Annotated in this window: 7 protein-coding genes and 1 pseudogene; 6 read left to right on the top strand and 2 right to left on the bottom strand. The window is 68.8% G+C overall.

Going from position 1 to position 15,058, the window contains the following annotated elements:
* Positions 1-105 precede the first annotated feature (105 nt).
* The 4 genes and pseudogenes from K1J60_RS42000 to K1J60_RS42010 form a co-directional block, all read left to right on the top strand.
* The gene (locus tag K1J60_RS42000) at positions 106-483 is read left to right on the top strand and encodes a ferredoxin (RefSeq protein ID WP_033526372.1); all 378 of its coding nucleotides are present in this window, start codon (positions 106-108) and stop codon (positions 481-483) included.
* A gap of 117 nt (positions 484-600) precedes the next feature.
* Entirely contained in the window at positions 601-1,779 is a 1,179-nt protein-coding gene (locus K1J60_RS42005; protein ID WP_220650805.1) for an acyl-CoA dehydrogenase family protein, read from the top strand.
* Between the two features lie 600 nt (positions 1,780-2,379).
* Positions 2,380-2,511: a hypothetical protein gene (locus K1J60_RS46495; RefSeq protein ID WP_259408156.1), complete on the top strand. Its 132-nt coding sequence runs from the start codon at positions 2,380-2,382 to the stop codon at positions 2,509-2,511.
* Between the two features lie 53 nt (positions 2,512-2,564).
* A pseudogene (locus K1J60_RS42010) lies at positions 2,565-2,852 on the top strand (transposase); the annotation flags it as partial.
* Between the two features lie 368 nt (positions 2,853-3,220).
* On the opposite strand, the gene K1J60_RS42015 reads toward K1J60_RS42010, so the two are convergent.
* Both K1J60_RS42015 and K1J60_RS42020 read right to left on the bottom strand, forming a co-directional pair.
* Positions 3,221-3,616 (bottom strand): hypothetical protein, encoded by a 396-nt coding sequence (locus K1J60_RS42015; RefSeq protein ID WP_220650806.1) that lies wholly within the window; start codon positions 3,614-3,616, stop codon positions 3,221-3,223.
* Between the two features lie 36 nt (positions 3,617-3,652).
* Positions 3,653-4,237, bottom strand: coding sequence for a uracil-DNA glycosylase (locus K1J60_RS42020; protein ID WP_220650807.1), 585 nt, complete (start codon positions 4,235-4,237; stop codon positions 3,653-3,655).
* Between the two features lie 426 nt (positions 4,238-4,663).
* On the opposite strand from K1J60_RS42020, the gene K1J60_RS42025 reads away from it, so the two are divergent.
* Entirely contained in the window at positions 4,664-8,362 is a 3,699-nt protein-coding gene (locus K1J60_RS42025) for a LamG domain-containing protein (RefSeq protein ID WP_398684041.1), read from the top strand.
* Positions 8,363-8,540: 178 nt separating this feature from the next.
* Positions 8,541-15,014 carry an RHS repeat domain-containing protein gene (locus tag K1J60_RS42030; protein ID WP_220650808.1) on the top strand — a complete coding sequence of 2,158 codons (6,474 nt, stop codon included), beginning with the start codon at positions 8,541-8,543 and terminating at the stop codon, positions 15,012-15,014.
* Positions 15,015-15,058: the final 44 nt, after the last annotated feature.

A 15,058-nucleotide genomic window follows, 5' to 3' on the forward strand; every position in this document is an offset into this window, starting at 1 on the left:
CGGGTGCCCTGCCTCGCGCCGGGGGAAACGGAATCAGTCGAACCGCGTGCGGGGCGGGTGTCGCGCCCCGTGTTTGGTGGGAGCGCCTCCGGCTACCCGCCCGTGGTGACCTCGACGACGACATCCCACCAGGAACTCATCCGGTTCCTAGAGGACCGCTTCGCGTGTGCGCAGGCCTGCACCGAGTGTGCGCGTGCGTGCGCGCTGAGGGCGAGCCTCGCCGATCCGGACGGCCCCGAAGACCAGGAGAAGATGCGCCGCAAGGGCATCATGTGCGCGGAGGTGTGCGACGCCACGTGCAGGGTGCTCTCCGAGCAGACCAGCCTCGACGAGGCCGCCATCCGCCTCCAGGTGGAGTGGTGCCGGACCGTCGCCCTGGAATGCGCCCGCGTCTTCGACGACACCCCCGGCGCCGAGGACGGTGCCAAGTCCTGCCGCGAGTGCGCCCAGGCCTGCACGGACTTCCTCGCCATCCTCCGCTGAGCCACTGCCTGGTACCCGGCGTGCCGAGAAAGGGGGCCGCCCCCGACTGTTCCCAATTACTGGAACACGTTCTAGCGTGTGCGCCGTCAGGTCGGCCTTGGGGAGCCTGGAGGCGCCGTGCACCTCGAATACACGCCCGAGCAGCAGCGGCTGCGCACCGAACTGCGCGCCTACTTCGCCGAGTTGGTCCCGGACGGCGCCAACACCCGTCATGCCGACCCCGCGGCCCAGAAGCGCTTCTACCGCGCGACCATCCGCCGCCTCGGCGGCGACGGCTGGCTCGGCGTGGGGTGGCCCGAGGAGTACGGCGGACGCGGCCTGACCGCCATCGAACAGTTCATCTTCTTCGACGAGGCCGCCCAGGCCGGCGTCCCCCTGCCGCTGATGGCGCTCAACACCGTCGGACCGACGATCATGCAGTACGGCACGGAGGAGCAGAAGTCCTACTTCCTGCCGCGCGTCCTCTCCGGTGAGATCGACTTCGCCATCGGCTACAGCGAACCCGACGCCGGCACGGACCTGGCGTCGCTGAGGACCCGCGCGGTCAGGGACGGCGACGAGTACGTCGTCAACGGACAGAAGATCTGGACCACCAACGGCGACACGGCCGACTGGGTGTGGCTGGCGACCCGCACCGACCCCGACGCACCGCCTCACAGGGGCATCACCATGCTCCTCGTGCCGACCACGGAACCCGGCTACTCCTGCACCCTCATCAACACCCTCGCCTCCCACGACACCACCGCCAGCTACTACGAGAACATCCGCGTCCCCGTCTCCCGCCGCGTCGGCGAGGAGAACAAGGGCTGGCGGCTGATCACCAACCAGCTCAACCACGAACGCGTCACCCTCGCCGCCCACGGCACCATGGCCATCCGCTCCCTGCACAACGTCCAGCGCTGGGCCATGGAGACCAAACTCGCCGACGGCAGCCGGGTCGTCGATCTCCCCTGGGTACGCCGCCGCCTGGCCCAGACCCACACGAAGCTCGACGCCCTCAAACTCCTCAACTGGCGCATGGTCAGCGCCGTCCAGAACGGCACCCTCACCCCGCAGGACGCCTCCGCCGTCAAGGTCTACGGCTCCGAGGCCCGCCGCGACGCCTACGCCTGGCTCATGGAGATCGTCGCCGCCGCCGGCGCCCTCAAGGAGGGCTCCGCCGGAGCGGTCCTCCACGGCGAACTCGAACGCGGCTACCGCTCGGCCGTCATCTTCACCTTCGGCGGCGGCAACAACGAGATCCAGCGCGAGATCATCTCGTGGATCGGCCTGGGGATGCCTCGGGTGCGGCGTTAGCCTGCTGTGACCGAGTGGAGGTGCGAGACCTCTGCCGCCGGGCCGTCGCAGCGGCCGGGTAGAAGCTGAGGGCAGTCCGAGCCGGGGGAACGCCGGTGAGGACGGAAAGCAGCCCTGACAACGCCGGGACGGCGCGGTACTGCCAGACGCGTCGGGTTCGGCAAGCAAGGCCAGAAGGCGTACGAAGAGGAACCCGTGTAAAGCCCCGTAAGTCTTGCACCGGGCTCAAATCTGGCGGATATGGGCCCGGGGTGCAGTGCGTGACCGCTCGCTTCGGCAGGGGTGGTCAACTCCGTAGCCGGTCTCCAACTGCCGGTGCAGAGACCACGCTGAAGGTCTGCGGCGTAGGCGTGGTGATGCTGCCGGGGTAGTAGCGGGACGCCGACCTGGCCGATCGGCACATGGTGAACGTGGGAACCGCCTGCGGTCGCCCCCGCTTTCCCGGCATCCGGTCCGGAGAGCGAGGGCAGGCCCGTTGCCGGCTGAGGTCCGCAGGTGGGGCGGAGGCCCCGTAGTAGTCCGAGCGGAGGAAAGCTCCGTGCATGGCGAAGGGGGCCAGCAAGTCGGCAGGGAGGATGCTGCAATGCCGGGAGGCCGCTGGTGAATACCGACGCGCTGGAGTTCGCGCTGCTCAAGGCCGAGCGCCGGGTACTGGAGATGCAGACCAAGCTGCACTGTTGGGCGACCGGCGATCGTGATCCCAACGGGACCACGATCGCAGCGGCCGCCTGAGGGGGCTTGTGGAGAGCCGGATGCCTGGAGATCGGGCACGTCCGGTTCGGGAGGCCCCTGACGGCCTGCAGCACCTCCTCGCCGGATCGAAGTGGGAGCCCGATGACATCCGCGACGACCTGCAGGAACACGTCGCCGCCAAGCTCGGCGAAGCCGACGGTGTCCTGATCATCGATGACACCGGGTTCATCAAGAAGGGCACCACCTCCGGCGGGGTTCAGCGCCAGTACTCCGGCACCGCCCTCCGGACCGAGAACTGCCAGATCGGCGTCTTCGCCGCCTACGCCTACGCCTCCGCCTACGCCTCCGCCTGCGGCCGGGCCCTGGTCGACCGTGAGCTGGGAGGCACCGCGGAGCTCGGACCGCTCAGCGGAAGGAACCGGATGCCCGGTGTGAAACCGCACAAGAGGCGCTCGGCGCAATGACCGTCGACATCGTTCGGGAAGCGAGCATGGACAACAACCATCCGATGCAGCCCACGGACCGGGAGCGACGAGGGCGATCCGGGATGCTGGGCCGCCACTTCCCCCGGAGCGGTACCGAGCCGATCACCGCACAGAGCGCACTCAGGCTGCGTCTGGTCCTGTCGGGCCTGTTCCTGCCGGCCTTCTGCGCGGAGGCGGCGTACTCGCCCTGTGGGCTGCGGACACCAGCCCCGAAGACAGCCCGGGGCGTGGTCTCCTCGTCACTCGTTAGAGGGCCGGGCTGGTCATGGCCCCGCGGTGGGCGAGGCCGGAAGGGGCGCAGTGCCTGGAGTGTTGTCGGAAGGCTGAGACCGCAAGCCTCCGGTGCTCGGAGTGGGCGTGACCTGCTCCTCATCCGCCGTGGAGTGGTTCGTCCACCACAACACGGCCACCAGGCCAACGGCGCACACGCCACCGACGCACAGCACCGGCGGGCGTCGCCGGGAGCGCGCCAGGCGCAGACCCAGCCAACCGACGCATGCCCCTGTGAAGACCGCGATCGTCGGGGTGAGGTCGCCGTTCCTGTAGGTGATCAGCAAGGCGTCGTAATTCGTGGACAACGCCAAGAGCGTCGCGTAGAGCGCTGCGATGACCGCGCACGCTCTTTCCAGCAGGCGCAACGCGCGTCGGTTTCCGCTCATGCCGTTCTCCCCTCCTCTGGCCGACCGTAGCGGCCGTCAGTCGCCTTCGGCGGGCGGGACGTCGACATCGAGCAGGTCTGCCGCTCGGCGCAGGACGTTCAGGATCTCCTGGCGGGCCGCAGGGCGTGAGGCGAACACCCGGGGGCTTGGGTGCCAGGTCGTCAGCGTGTGGACCGCCGGCGCGTATCGCTCCTGGTAGGCCGCCCAGCCGGCCTGGGCCTTGCGGCCCATCGGTACCACCACCTCCAGCTTGGGCAACATGGAGATCACCTCGTGCAGAAAGGGTGCCGCGCGTTGTATCTCCGTCCTTCCGGGGGCGGCGATGCGGTCCGCGGTGCCCAGGTACCAGGGCACGATGTTCCAGTGCAGGGACTCCCGGTACGGCAGACCGGCCTCGGCGCGCAGCGTCCAGCAGTTCTGTGCCGTCGGGTCGTCGTTGTCGATGGAGATGATGCCGCTGCCGGTGCGTCTCAGGGGAGCTTCGGCTCCCATGGACTTCTGGCCGGGTGCCTCAAGGAGAAAGAGGCTACGGGCCTCGGTGCCGCCGGCAGCGGGGTCGAACCACGGCACGGACTCGGCGTCGCCGAGCCGTTCGCGCAGTCTCTCCACCCAGTCGTTCAAGGGGCTTACCGCGGGTTCCGTCCTGACAGCGAGCAGCCGGGCGCTCAGCGCATCGGGATCCCGCAGAGTGCGAGGGGCTGTGGTGTGAAAAGGCTCGTGTGACGTCATGGGCCGCAGTGTGTCAGGCCCCTCTGACAACAACGGCCACGGCCGCAGCCGTACAACGGCCCTTCCTCCTGCCGAGTTCGCAGCCCTCGTCCTTCCCTCTGCCGACGCGGAGAACGACTCCCCAAGCCACCGGCACACCATAAGTCACATCTTCATCACGGCAGTTTTACGAACAGTGGCATTAGGCAAAGGTTGATGCATCGAATAGTCAACTTCGAGCGGCGGAAGCCGGGGCGGGATGTGGCTGTGAGACGGGGGATTCGTGTCAGAGGCGTGCGTGGAAGACGGGGAAGACAGGGGCGGGGCCTGGTTCCCGGTGTGACCGGGGCCGTGGTGCTGGCGCTGCTGGCCACGTTGGGTCCGTTGCCGGGGACGGCGGTGGCCGATGAGGCGGAACCCGCGTTGTCGGAGGGGCAGAAGGCCCTCACCGAGGCCAGGGAGTCGGGTACGCGCGTCGAGGTGGTCGGTGAGCGGACCGAGCGTACGACCGTGTACGCCAACCCCGACGGTTTCACCTTCACGTTGGAGGAGTCGGCGGTTCCGGTGCGGGTGCCCGGCCCTGACGGGGGTTGGCTCACACCCGATGCCACGCTGGAGGTTCGTGGCGACGGGACTGTGGCGCCCAAGGCCGCCGCGGTGGAGATGGAGTTCTCCGGAGGTGGGACCTCCGATCCGCTGGTGAAGATATCCGACCGAGGACGGTCTCTGGGGCTGAGCTGGCCGGACAAGCTTCCCGAGCCCGAGTTGGACGGCGCCGACGCGGTGTATCCGGAGGTGCTGACGGGCGTGGACCTCAAGGTCACGGCGTCGACGGAGGGCTTCCGGCACGTTCTGGTGGTCAAGTCGCCCGAGGCCGCTGCCTCGGAGGACCTCAAGAGGATCGACTACGCGCTGAGGACGACCGCTCTGGACGTCGTGAAGGGCAGAACCGGCAACCTCACCGCGGTCGACGACGACGGCAACCGGGTGTTCCGTGCGCCGCGCGCGCAGATGTGGGACTCGGCCGGAGCGGACGCCGTCGATGCCGCAGCGGGAACTCGACCCACGTCCGCGCGGACAGCCGCCCTGGACACCGGGGAAACTGGCAAGACCACGGGCGCTACGGGCACTACGGACGCCGCCGGCCCCGAGGCGTCACAGGGCTCGGACCCGGCCGAGGCCGGCGCCTCGGCCTCCAACGACTCCGAACCCCGCGCCGGCGACAAGGTCGCCACGATGGACGTGAAGCTCTCCGACGACACGCTGACGGTGATCCCCGACAGCGGCATGCTCACCGGCACGAAGGAGTCGGCCTTCCCGCTGTTCATCGACCCCACGGTGACCTGGGGCGAGTCCGAGCGCACCCTGCTGCGCAGCGACGGCTACGAGTCGTACGGCTGGGGCAACGGCGACGACGGCCTGGGCAAGGGCGCGGGCAAGTGCGGTACCTGGAGCAACTACTACTGCGGACCGGGGTATGTGCAGCGGCTGTACTTCGAGTTCTCGCCGGCCAGCCTGAAGGGCAAGCACGTCCTGGACGCCACGTTCCGGGTGACGGAGCCGTGGGCGTTCCAGTGCGATCCGCGCTGGGTGGATCTGGTGCGCACGAACAACATCTCGTCCTCCACTACTTGGTCCTCGCGGCCCAAGGCGCTGGATCTGATGGGCGATCGGCACGTCTCGGCGGGGCGCGGCTCGCTGTGCGATCCGGACTCCCCTGACGCGCCCATCGAGTTCAACGACAACCCCGAGGAGACGAACGAGAACCTGACGCCCACAGTTCGGAGTTTCGCGGCGGGCAAGTTCTCGCGGCTCACACTGGAGATCCGGGCGCACGACGAGAGCGACACCAGCGCCTGGAAGCGATTCAAGAACGATGCCGTACTGGCGGTCGACTTCGTGGGCCTGCCCGCCAAGCCCACCGGCATCGGCCTGGTGACCGGATCGGGCACGGTGTGCGAGACGGCCGAGTCGGACCCGGCGATCGTCTCCGACCCCACCCCGGCTCTGACCGCGACGGCGCAGACCGCAGCCGGTGGTGAGAAGGACGCGCAGCTCCGTGTCTTCTACGACCTCGACCACAAGAACAGCGACAGCACCTGGTCGGACACTACGGCCGGGAACGGCGAGCTCAGCCCGTCCAGCGGGTATGTCGGCGACGGCGTGAAGCTGACCAAGTCCTGGTCCACGTTGACCGAAGGGAAGCTGTACCGGTACCGGGCGTGGGTGCGCTCGTACTACAACAGCGGCGGCAGCTACCTCGCAGGGCCCTCCAACGCCTCGACGACTGGCTGGTGCTACTTCAAGGTCGACCCGACCGCTCCCAAGGCCCCGAAGATCACAGTCGGCAGCCCCTACTCCGGCTGTACCGACACGGCATGTCCGGCGGGTGGTGGTCCCGGCCAGAAGGGAACCTTCACCTTCGGTCCGGCCACCGGTGACTCGAACGTCGCCTACCAGTACAAGCTCTCCACCGCGGCGGCCTGGTCCTCCCCGATCAACGGAGCGACCGTGGCGAAGGACATCACGCCCGACCGCTCCGGCACGTACAGCGTGTACGTGCGGGCGAAGGACTCGGTGGGTCGCTGGGGCGCGCAGAACGTGGTGGACTTCCTCGTGGCCGCCGGCGAAGGACCGGTCGGCCGCTGGCACTTCGACGAGCCGGACGGTACCGCGGTGGACTCCGCGACCGCCGACGGCGCCGACAACGCGACGCTGGCCGGGGGCGCGGTGCGCGACGACCGCGGCCGGCGTGGGCTGGTCACGCACGACGCCGAAGGCCAGCCTCTGGCGGAGGCGGTCACCGACAAGGGGCTGTCGCTGAACGGCACCACCGCCTACGCGGAGACCAGTGCGCCGGTGCTGGAGACCCGGTCCGCCTACACGGTCTCCGCCTGGGCGCGGCTGGACGAGGGCGGCAAGAACGCCTCCGTGCTCGCACAGCCCGGGGGACAGGGCAACACGTTCGTCCTCTGGTACCTCGCCGATGTGAAGCAGTGGTTCTTCGGCGTACTTGACCAGGACGGCTCCACGCTCCGAGGGAAGTACTCCGTCTACGCGGCCCAAACGGGGGTGTGGACCCACCTTGCCGGTAGCTACGACCCGGCCACGGAGGAGCTGATCCTCTACGTGGACGGCCGTCGGCAGAGCCAGCCCTTGGCGACCGGCGCGGGCTCCTGGGAGTCCACCGGAGGGCTGCAGTTCGGCCGTTACAAGTTTCCGAGCGGCAGCAGCACGTACCACTTCCCCGGCTCGATCGACGAAGTCGCGGTCTGGCAGCGCGTCCTGACGCACGAGGAGGTCGCGGACGAGACGAAGCTGTTGGTCTCGGAAAACTTCGCCGGCGTCGAGTTGGTGGCCGACTGGAACGCGGCGAGGGGAAGCGGAACGACGGTGGCGGACACCACGTCCGGCTACGGCAGGAGTCTGACCCTGACCGGCGGCGCCTCCCTCGCGGAAGAGGCCATAGTCCTGGACGGAGTGGACGACGCGGCCACGGCCCCGGGCCCGCTGGTCTACGACCACGCACCCTTCACCGTGTCCACGCTCGTCGAACTGAACTCCGCGAAACTGGTGAGCAAGGACGTCGGATACACCGGCCAGGTCCTGGGCCAGCGAACGGCGGACGGCTCGGCCTGGGGTCTCTGGTACGAGCTGACCGGCAAGGACACCGTGCTCGACGAGGAGACACTGGAGGAGGTCACGAAGCCGGTCGGCGTCTGGCACTTCGGTCGCCTGAACGCGGACGGCACCTTCTCCTCCGTGGTCTCCGACGAAGTGGCCGCCCTGGACAGTCCGGTGCGGCTGACCGGCATCTACGACTCGGTGTACGGCACGATCAGCCTCTATCTGGGCTATGGGCAGAACGGTGACGCGAAGGCGTTCACCGTCCAGCTGGGCAGCGGGGACTTCGCCGTCGGCAAGGGCTTCACCAACGGAGCCTGGAAGCACTATCTACCCGCTCGCGTCTCTGAAGTCCGCCTGTGGGCGGGGGCGATGGCGAGCCCGGAGCAGGTCGAAGTCCGCGTAGGCGACTGATCTGATCCGCGTGAACTGATCCACGCGGACCGATCCGCGCGCAAGGAGTGGTGCGGCGCCCCAACGGCGGCGTCGCACCACCCGACCAGCACATGACCTGTCACCCGGCACAGCACCGGTCATTGGCATGTCACTTGTCAGCTATCACGGCTCGGAACAACGGGGTGGTCCAACAACCATGACTTTTGGCATAGGCACATCAGAAAGAGTGCGGGGCGGGAGAAGACGTCGCGTCGGAGCGATCGTCGCGGCCCTGGCCCTCGCGCTCGTCGTCCCGACCGGCCTCACCCCGGTCGCGCAGGCCGCCGACAAGGGCCTCGGCCGGCCGGATGTCCCCGAGCAACAGGCGAGCAAGGTCAGGCAGGTCGACGGGCCCGGCGCCAAGAAGGCCCGCGCCAAGGTCGCCAAGGAGAAGAAGGCCGACGCCGAACGCGCCCGGCGGGCCCGCGCCGAACAGCAGTCAGCCTGGCCGCAGCAGGGTGACGTGGTCCTCGATCTGGACACCGGCAAGAGCGCACAGGCGAAGCCGGGCGGCCTCCCTGTCACCCTCGCACCGGCCGACGGTAAGCAGGGTGTCGAGGACGGCACCACGGCCCGGATCACCGTGCTCGGCCAGAAGGCAGCCCAGCAGGCCGGGATCACCGGCGTCCTGCTGACCGCCGAGGCCGACCATGCCGGACGGGCCGAGATCGCCGTCGACTACAGCGGCTTCGCCTCGGCCGTCGGCGGCGGCTGGTCCTCCAGACTGCGCCTTGTACGCCTGCCTGCCTGTGTGCTCGACACACCCGAGAAGGCGGCGTGCCGCACTGCCACCCCCATCGCGTCCGACAACGACGTCGCGGACCGCACCGTCACCGCCTCCGTTCCGCTGACCGCCACCGGCGAGGGCTTCTCGACGCAACTGGCCCGTGCCGCGGCGACTGCTGACGCCACGGTGTTCGCGGTGACCGCGGCCGACCCCGGCGCCGGCGAGTCCCCCTCGGGTGCCGGTGACTACTCGGCCACGGAACTGTCGGAGTCCTCCTCCTGGACGGCGGGCGACAACTCCGGTTCTTTCACGTGGAACCACGACTTCAACGTGCCGTCCGCGGCGGCCGGTCCGGAGCCGGAACTGTCTCTGTCGTACGACTCGGGCAGTGTCGACGGCCGCATCGCCACCACCAACAACCAGGGCAGCGCGGTCGGTGAGGGCTTCGGTCTGAGCGAGTCCTACATCGAGCGAGGCTACGGCTCCTGCGACGACGACGGCCACGAGGACGTCTTCGACCACTGCTGGAAGTACGACAACGCCCAGCTGGTCCTCAACGGCAAGTCCACGCGGCTGGTGAAGGTGTCCGGCACCTGGGAGAGCACCTGGCGGCTGGAGAACGACGACGCCTCGATCGTGACCCGGTCCACCGACGCGGACAACGGCGACGACAACGGTGAGCACTGGACGGTCATCACCGGCGACGGCACCAAGTACGTCTTCGGCCTGAACAAGCTCGCCGGTGCCGCCGACCAGCGCACCAACTCCACCTGGACCGTGCCCGTCTTCGGCGACGACTCCGGCGACCCCGGCTACGGCAACGGCGACGCCTTCGCCGACCGCGCCGTGACCCAGGCATGGCGCTGGAACCTGGACTACGTCGAGGACACCCAGGGCAACGCCTCCACGTACTGGTATGCCAAGGAGACCAACCACTACAAGAAGAACAAGGCCACCACCGCCAACGCCTCCTACACACGCGGCGGTTACCTCAAGGAGATCAAGTACGGCCTGCGCAAGGGCGCGCTGTTCACCGACGACGCCGACGCCAAGGTCACCTTCTCCCACGCCGAGCGGTGCACCGCATCGGACTGCTCCTCGCTGACCAAGGACACCGCCAAGAACTGGCCCGACGTCCCCTTCGACGCCCTCTGCACCGACGGAGACGACGACTGCCTGGCCAACGGCCCCTCGTTCTTCTCCCGCAAGCGCCTGACCGGCATCGACACCTTCTCGTGGGACGCTGCCGCCGGGGCCTACGATCCGGTCGACTCCTGGGACCTCACGCAGGAGTACCTCGACGGCGGGGACATCGGTGACACCTCCGACCATGTCCTGACCCTGAAGTCGATCAAGCGGACAGGCAAGGCCGGCGACACAGCCATCGCCCTCAACCCGATCTCGTTCACCTACCAGTGGCGGGAGAACCGGGTCGACGGCACCGACGACATCCTTCCCCTGACCCGGCCCCGTATCTCCACGGTCACCTCGGAGACCGGCTCGATCACCACCGTCACGCTGTCCTCGCCGGAGTGCGTGCGCAGTGAGGTCCTGGGCGCGGCCGAAGACACCAACACCCGCTCCTGCTACCCGAAGTACTGGAACATCAACGGGGCCAGTGAGGCGTCGGTGGACTGGTTCCACAAGTACCGGGTCGAGGCCGTCGTCGTATCGGACCCGGCGGGCCACAACGACGCCGTCGAGTACGCCTACGACTACAGCGGCGCCGCCTGGCACCACACCGACGACCCCTTCACCCCGAAGGCCGAGCGCACCTGGTCCGGCTGGCGCGGCTACCGCCAGGTCACCGTCCACACGGGTGCCGTGGAGACGACCCGCTCCAAGACGGTCTCGCTCTACTTCCAGGGCATGCACGGCGACAAGAAGAAGGACGGCACCACCCGCTCCGTCTCACTCGCCCCGCTGTCCTCTCCGTCGATCGGCGTGGCGAGCGTCACCGACAGCGACCAGTACTCCGGCATGCGGCGCGAACACGTCACCTACGACGGCTCGACGCCCATCACCGTCGAGGTCAACGACCCGTGGTCGAAGGAGACCGCGCGCCAGAGCGCGCCCTCCGACGCCGCCGACCACGTGGCCCGCTTCGTCCGTATGGGGAAGTCCACCACCCACGCGTATCTGACCGCGGCGAAGACCTGGCGCGCCCGCGCGCTCACCACCACCTACGACGACCACGGCATGCCGGTGACGGTCGACGACTCGGGTGAGGTCGGCAAGGGGGGCGACCAGACCTGCACCCGCACCTGGTACGCCCGCAACGCCGACGCCGGCATCAGCGACCTCGTCTCCCGCAGCCGTACCGTCGGCCAGTCCTGCTCGGTGGCGGACACGAGCCTGAACCTGCCGGCGAACTCCAGGACGCGCGGCGATGTGCTGTCCGACACCGCCACCGTCTACGACAACCCCTCGGCCACCGCATGGTCCGCGACCCAGACCCCCACCAAGGGGGCGGCTACCTGGACCGGCCGCGCCACGGGGTACGGAACCATGGCGGGTGCGGACGGGCTGCGCGCGGCCTCGGGCTGGCAGAGGATCACGGCCACCACGTACGACACCCTCGGCCGCCCCGTCGGCGTCACCGACGCCGCCGGAGAGACCACCAACACCGCCTACACCCCGGTCTCCGCGGGCCCCCTGACGAAGACGATCGTCACCAACCCCATGACCCACAAGGTCACCAGCTTCCTGGACCACCGGCACGGCCAGCCTCTGCGGGTGTACGACGCAAACCTGAAGAAGACCGAGACCACCTACGACGCCCTCGGCCGACTGACGGCGGTCTGGGAACCCAACCGGAACAAGGCCGCCGGCTACAGCGCGAACACCACGTTCAAGTACCGGATCAGCAGCAGTGAACCGTCCTGGGTGTCCACTTCGAAGCTGAAGAAGGACGGCGAGACGTACAACACGGGCTACGAGCTGTACGACTCGATGATGCGCCCGCTGCAGACCCAGACCCCCACCCCGCTCGGCGGCCGGGTGCTCACCGACACCCGCTACGACACCCGCGGCCTGGCCCATGAGACGTACGAGGACATCTTCGACAGCACCACGACCCCCGACGGCACCTACACGCGCGAGGAGTACGGCGAGGCACCCCGGCAGATCGAGACGGCCTACGACGGCGCGGAGCGGATCACGACCAGCACCCTTCACTCGTACGGGGTGAAGAAGTGGTCGACCACCACCAGTTACACCGGTGACTCCACCGCCACCACCGCCGTCCAGGGCGGCTCGGCGACCCGCACCATCGTCGACGCCCGCGAACGGACCGTCGAGACCCGCGAGTACGCGGGCGCCAGCCCGGCCGACCCGCAGTTCGGCGGCGGCTCGGGCACCGCCTCGTACACCTCCACCACGTTCCAGTACACACTCGACGACCAACAGTCCCAGGTCACCGGCCCCGACGGCGCCACATGGTCGTACGGCTACGACCTGTTCGGCCGCAAGACCAGCGCCGACGACCCGGACAAGGGTCTGACCGAGCTGGAGTACGACAGTCTCGACCGGCTCATCAGCACCACCGACTCCTTCGGCCGCGCCGTCCTCTCCGGATACGACGCGATCGGCCGGGTCACCGGCACCTGGACCGGTTCGAAGACCGACGCGAACCAACTGACCGCCCTTACCTACGACTCCTTGCTCAAGGGCCTGCCCGACGCGAGCACCCGCTACGTCGGCGGCAAGACCGGCAAGGCGTACACGAGGACCGTCACCGCCTACGACAGCCTGTCCCGGCCCACCGCCACCGAGCTGTCCCTGCCGGGCTCCGACCCGCTCGTCGCGGCGGGCGCACCGGCCACCCTCGAATTCGAGAACAACTACAACATCGACGGCACGCTGCAGAACAGCAAGGAGCCCGCGCTCGGCGGACTGCCCTCCGAGATCGTCGACTACGGCTACACCGGCACCGGCCAGGTCAGCTCCATAGGAGGCAGCACCGGCTACCTCCTGCACGCCGACTACTCCGCCCTCGGACAGGCCCGGCAGCTCGTGATCGGCACCGCGAACACCGAGGAACACAAGAAGGCGTACGTCACCAACACCTGGGAGGAGGGGACCGGGCGGCTCCTGGGCAGCCATGTCACGGACCAGACCCACCCGTACAAGCTGCAGAACCTCGCCTACACCTACGATCAGGCGGGCAACGTCACCTCCGTCGCCGACACCAGCACGCTGGGCGGCACCGCACCGGCGGAGACCCAGTGCTTCGCCCACGACGGGCACCGGCGCCTGACCGAGGCATGGACACCCGCCTCGCAGAAGTGCTCCGACGCCCGCAGCGCGAGCAGCCTGGGCGGCCGGTCCGCGTACTGGACCAGCTACGGCTACAACGACGCCGGTCAGCGCACCAAGGAGACCGAACACACCTCCACCGGCGACACCACCACGACCTACTGCTACGAGAAGGCGGACCAGCCCCACGCCCTGACCGGCACCAGCACGAAGGCCGACTGCACCGCCCCCGACCGGTCCTACGAGTTCGACAGCACCGGCAACACCACCAGCCGGCCGGACGGCACCGCCACCCAGGACCTCGACTGGTCCGACGAGGGCAGGCTGGCGACCCTGACCGAGAGCGGCAAGACGACCGACTACCTGTACGGGGCCGACGGCACGCTCCTGATCCGTTCCACGGAGGGCGGCGAGCGCGTCCTGTACGTGGGGGCCACCGAACTGCACCTGCGAGCGGACGGCAGCACGTGGGCCCAGCGCCACTACGGCTCGGGCAGCCTGACCGTCGCCGTCCGCTCCAACGAGAGCGGCGCCGACGAACTCAGCTACCTCGTCACCGACCAGCACGGCACGGCCACCCTCGCCATCGACGCCACGAACCAGGAGTTCTCCCGGCGCTACACGACCCCCTTCGGCGCACCGAGAGGCGACACCACCGGGGCCGCCTGGCCCGACGACAAGGGGTTCCTCGGCAAGACCACCGATACCGGCACCGGTCTCACCCATGTCGACGCCCGCCAGTACGACCCCGAGCTCGGCCAGTTCATCAGCGTCGACCCGCTTCTGCAGACCGGTGTGGGGCAGACCCTCAACGGCTACAGCTACGCCGTCCAGAATCCGTCGACCCTCGCCGACCCGTCCGGTCTCGGCGTGCCCGAGTGCAGGGAGCCGCAGAAGTACGGCATCACGTGCCGGGGCGGCATTCCGGTCAGTAGCGGCAAGAAGAAGACCACCAGCAGCGGTGGTGAGGGCCCCGTCCGGGCCTGCCGCTGCGGAGGACGGCCCACACTCGTCAAGGGCATGAAGCCCACCGGACTCGGCGGCATCCCGGGCCGCCGCAACATCACCCTGCCGTCGACACCGCCTCCCACGGGCTGGCTCAAGGTCGTACCTCCGCCCAACCCCGGCCCCAAGCCGAAGGCCGAGGCCAACAAGAACTGGTTCGAGAAGGCAACCGGCTGGCTGCCCTCCTGGGAGGACGTCAAGGACGGCTACGACTACGTCATGTCGTACAGCAGTACCTCGGGCCTGTGCGTGAGCGGCAGCGCGATGTTCGGTGCGGGAGCGGAGTACTCCGGATGCTTCATGCGGGTGGGCGACGAATACGCCTTCGCCTGGGTCGAGGAGGACCAATCGGGTGGGGAAGCCTCCATCGGTGTCACCGCCGGTCTGGTCTGGAGCAACGCGGACTCGATCGACCAGGTCAGAGGCGAGTCGGCAGGTATCGGCGGAAGCGCCGGCCCCTTCTCGCTGAGCCACCGCGGAACTTTCGGAACCAGGAACAGCCGCGGTGACATCGTCCACAGTGTGACGACATCTGCCGGCGCTTTCGGCGGCCTCGGCGGCAATTTCGGTGCCGGAAACACCAGGATTGCCAGTGCGGGGACAGTATTCGGAGAAGTGGGGGATTTCCTGAAGTTCTGGTAGAAACGTGCTGCCGCGCCGCTGTTGTAGACTGCGGCGCGGCAGTC

It is taken from the genome of Streptomyces akebiae (assembly GCF_019599145.1).
In the GTDB taxonomy this organism is placed as follows: domain Bacteria; phylum Actinomycetota; class Actinomycetes; order Streptomycetales; family Streptomycetaceae; genus Streptomyces; species Streptomyces akebiae.

Bases quoted from the DNA above. Each gene is read 5' to 3' on its own strand.
- K1J60_RS42015 (WP_220650806.1), bottom strand. From the start codon at position 3,616: ATGAGCGGAAACCGACGCGCGTTGCGCCTGCTGGAAAGAGCGTGCGCG.
- K1J60_RS42030 (WP_220650808.1), top strand. From the start codon at position 8,541: ATGACTTTTGGCATAGGCACATCAGAAAGAGTGCGGGGCGGGAGAAGA.